4 protein-coding genes are annotated in these 1548 nt (G+C 68.2%); all 4 read left to right on the forward strand.

Going from position 1 to position 1548, the window contains the following annotated elements:
* Positions 1-59: 59 nt before the first annotated feature.
* Positions 60-407 (forward strand): hypothetical protein, encoded by a 348-nt coding sequence (locus tag ACO2Q2_RS17415; protein ID WP_423257513.1) that lies wholly within the window; start codon positions 60-62, stop codon positions 405-407.
* Positions 404-745: a hypothetical protein gene (locus ACO2Q2_RS17420; protein WP_423257514.1), complete on the forward strand. Its 342-nt coding sequence runs from the start codon at positions 404-406 to the stop codon at positions 743-745. The genes ACO2Q2_RS17415 and ACO2Q2_RS17420 overlap by 4 nt, the downstream gene beginning before the upstream one ends.
* Positions 746-911: 166 nt before the next feature.
* Positions 912-1244 (forward strand): hypothetical protein, encoded by a 333-nt coding sequence (locus ACO2Q2_RS17425; protein ID WP_423257515.1) that lies wholly within the window; start codon positions 912-914, stop codon positions 1242-1244.
* Positions 1245-1289: 45 nt separating this feature from the next.
* Positions 1290-1548, forward strand: a 259-nt coding sequence (locus tag ACO2Q2_RS17430; RefSeq protein ID WP_423257516.1) for a hypothetical protein, incomplete at its 3' end; no start/stop codon positions are given.

The following is a 1548-nucleotide window of genomic DNA, read 5'->3' on the forward strand; positions in this document are numbered from 1 at the left end:
GCGTTGGAGCACGCTGAAGCGCGCCGCGAAGCCGCCCTCACCCGCATCGGGAGCGCGTCATGAACCGCGCCCAGTGGCACGCTGCGCGCCGCGAGCGCAAGGAGCTGGCCGACTGGCTGGTGACGCACCGTGCTCCGAGCACGACGGGCTGCGACTGCAACGCCGCAGCGGCTGACGTGTGGCGCCAGAAGCACGGCCGGTGGTGGCAGCTGCAATGCCTGATCGAGTCGGCCGGCACGCGCGACCCGAACGGCTGGCGAATTCTGCGCGAGAACCAGGCGTGGCGTCGTGCGCATGTCCGGGCCCGCATCACCCAGCGCAAGCGCGACGCGATGGTGCGCGAGCCGGGAGAGTCGCTGTTCGCGTTCGTCGACCGCAAGTGCGGGTTTCGGAGGGATGCGGCGTGAGCACCGGACTTCACCGCCAGTCGCGCGAGTACTGCGAGGAAACCTGCCCGGCCGTGGACAGCGCTTTCAGCGATGCGCTCGCGAAGCTGGAGGATTCGATCAGCAGCGAAGACCGCCCGCATGTCGCCAGCATTCTCGACGACCTGCGGGACACCGTGAAGCGCGTCGGCACCGAGAAGCTGCGCGATGCGCTGTGCAGCGCCATCAGGGACAAGAACGACCTGGAGGAGGAGCGCGACGAACTGCAAGGTCGCGTCCGTGATCTGGAATCCGAAGTCGATGACCTGAAGAACCAAGTCGACGAGCTGGAGCGCGAACTGTCCGAGGTGACGCCGTGAGCGGCCTCTCCGACCTGCACGACTACGACCTGACCGACGCCGAGCGTCTGGCCCTGTGCGCCGAGCTTAAGCGTCTCAACACTTTACCCCCTGGCCCGGCGGGTCTTGCTTCGTCCCCCTGCGAAGTCGAGCACGCCGGGCCCGGGGACCAACTGGAGAGCAATGCATGAGCGCCACTCGCGAAACCATCGCCGCCACGCTGCGCGGCCGGGCCGCCGTCGACGAAGTGCGGACGCTGCTGACCCAGCTGGTCGATGTGGACGCCGACCTTGAGCGCGTCGACCAGCTTCTGGTGGTGGACGCCTGTGCGGAAAAGCCGCGCACCGAGTGGGAGGTTGCCGCCGGCATCCACGTCACTCACGACGAGCTGCGCCACCTGATCCAGCGCCGCCGCGACGCGATCGTGAACAAGCTGCAGAACAAGGGCATCCGCATCGCGCCGGATCCGGATCTGGTCACGCACTCCCATCCCACCGAGGACGCCAAGGCGTCCGTCTGACCCAACACCCACAAGGCCGCTCAGCGCGGCCAAGGAGCCATTCCCGTGAGCACGAACACCACCGAGAAGGACGCCGGCAGCAACATGACGGCGATCGCCGAATACACCCCGACTGCGGCCGCGCTGGCCGAGCTGCGCCAGAAGCACCAGGGCGTGGTCTACGACGTCACCGTGCCGAAGCAGATGAAGGCGGCCAAGGAGGCGCGCGCCGAGCTGCGTACCCTGCGCACCGACCTGGAGAGGAAGCGCGTCGAGATCAAAGCCCCGGCGCTGGAGCGCTGCCGCCTGATCGACGCCGAGGCCA

This window comes from Dyella sp. KRB-257 (assembly GCF_049445995.1).
Classification (GTDB): Bacteria; Pseudomonadota; Gammaproteobacteria; order Xanthomonadales; family Rhodanobacteraceae; genus Dyella_A.

Coding starts and splice junctions, on each gene's coding strand:
- ACO2Q2_RS17415 (WP_423257513.1), top strand. CDS start 60: ATGAACCGCGCCCAGTGGCACGCTGCGCGCCGCGAGCGCAAGGAGCTG.
- ACO2Q2_RS17425 (WP_423257515.1), top strand. CDS start 912: ATGAGCGCCACTCGCGAAACCATCGCCGCCACGCTGCGCGGCCGGGCC.